The 1,193-nt window shown below is 75.9% G+C and carries 2 protein-coding genes; one reads left to right on the top strand and one right to left on the bottom strand.

Annotated features, from left to right (window positions below):
* On the top strand, window positions 1-316 hold a 316-nt coding region (locus ACFFNX_RS50505; protein WP_378213630.1), incomplete at its 5' end, for a helix-turn-helix transcriptional regulator.
* Window positions 317-350: 34 nt separating this feature from the next.
* Here ACFFNX_RS50505 and ACFFNX_RS50500 read toward each other — a convergent pair.
* A partial coding sequence (locus ACFFNX_RS50500; RefSeq protein ID WP_378213629.1) for an NAD(P)H-binding protein occupies window positions 351-1,193 on the bottom strand: 843 nt, incomplete at its 5' end.

The following is a 1,193-nucleotide window of genomic DNA, read 5'->3' as shown; positions in this document are numbered from 1 at the left end:
GCTCGAGGCCCTCCACGCCGATCCGGCCCGGCCGTGGCGGCTCCAGGACCTGGCCGCCACCGTCGGCCTGTCCCGCGCGACCCTGGCCCGGCGGTTCACGTCGCTGACCGGGCAGTCTCCGATGGCGTACCTGGCGTGGTGGCGCATGGCCATGGCGGCGCGGCTGCTCCGCGACTCCGACCTGTCACTTCCCGAGATCGCCCGGCGCGTCGGCTACGGCTCGCCGTACGCCTTCGCCCACGCCTTCAAGCGGCACTTCGGCGTCGCGCCGGGCCGCTACCGCGCCGCGGACCAGGCCGTCGCCGCCACTGCCTGACCGGCCGTACGGACGAGGCCCGCACGCCCGTCGCTCACCGGGGGATCGGCCGGGGGCGGGTCGCGGTGAAGTCGCGGAGGGTCCGTGGCGGGCGGCCGCCGATGCGCTCGATGGCCTCGGTCACCTGGTAGAGCTCGTGGCCGCCGCCGATGGCGCGGAAGAGCTCCCACAGATGGGACAGGTGCTCCACCACCGTGGCGTCCCCGTACAGTGCCGCCGCCCGCTGCCGCCATCGCCGCGGGTCCTGGTCGGCGTACACCAGCCCGAAGGTCCGCGCGGCCTCGCCGATGGTCATGACCTCGCCGGTCAGGCGGCAGACCGGGTCCGCCTCACCGTCCGGCCCGGTGAGCAGGCCCGTGGCCACGCGTGCGACGTCGGTCCCCGCGATCAGCGGCAGCGTGGTCTCGGCGGATCCGAACGGGAGCTCGAGCGTGCGCCCGTCGCTCGCGTCCGCGAGCACGGCCAGGTTCTCGAAGAAGACGGCCGCCCGCAGGTGGACCGCGCCGACGCCGGCCCGGTCGAGGACCTGCTCCGACACCCAGTGCCGGCGCATGTGAGGAGTGCCGGCGCCCGGGTCGGCGGCGAGCTGTGACACGTCGACGACCCGTTCGAGCCCCTCCTGCCGCGCCGCCGCGGCGAAGACGGCCGTGGCGTCGAGCATCCCGCCCGTCACCGGGTAGGTGAAGAACGCCCGGCGCACGCCTCGTACGGCCGGGATCACCGACGTGATCTCCCGCAGGTCGCCGACGACCACGTCGGCGCCCATCGCGCGCAGCTCGGCGGCCCGCGCGTCGTCGGCGCGCACGAACGCCCGTACGGCCCGGCCGCGCTCCAGCAGCATCCGCGTGACGTGCCGGCCGGTGGAGCCCTGCCGGCC

This window comes from Actinoallomurus acaciae, assembly GCF_042429965.1.
GTDB classification, from domain to species: Bacteria; Actinomycetota; Actinomycetes; order Streptosporangiales; family Streptosporangiaceae; genus Actinoallomurus; species Actinoallomurus acaciae.
Note: the sequence above shows the minus strand (reverse complement) of the source record. Positions and strands in the feature narration are given on the sequence as shown.